Origin of the sequence: Pseudomonas sp. SIMBA_068 (genome assembly GCF_046534705.1) — a bacterium.
Classification (GTDB): domain Bacteria; phylum Pseudomonadota; class Gammaproteobacteria; order Pseudomonadales; family Pseudomonadaceae; genus Aquipseudomonas; species Aquipseudomonas putida.
In genome coordinates this window covers 1-264 of record NZ_JAWRYI010000720.1, presented here as the reverse complement: position 1 = coordinate 264, position 264 = coordinate 1, and the positions used below count along the sequence as shown (strand labels likewise).

The window sequence follows — 264 nt, the reverse complement described above, 5'->3', positions numbered from 1 at the left end:
AGGTTATTGTGTTTCGAGATTCAGAAATTCAGATTATAATGGCTCTTTTGCTTTGAGTGATGGTAGTGATCGTGGTACTACAATCTATTTTGGTTCTAAAAAGTCCGATGCTTATATGTGTTTTTATCAGAAAGGATTTGAGCAAGCGGCTAAATATAATATTCCAGATGATGAAGTTGAGAATTGGAACAGGTATGAAATTCGATTAAAGAACGAAAGGGCAAAAAGTGCTGTTAATGCTTTGATTAAAGATAGAAACATGAC

1 protein-coding gene is annotated in these 264 nt (G+C 33.7%); it reads left to right on the top strand.

Features of this window, described 5'->3' with window-relative positions:
- Positions 1 to 52 precede the first annotated feature (52 nt).
- A partial coding sequence (locus SB756_RS31130; RefSeq protein WP_410913379.1) for a replication initiation factor domain-containing protein occupies positions 53 to 264 on the top strand: 212 nt, incomplete at its 3' end.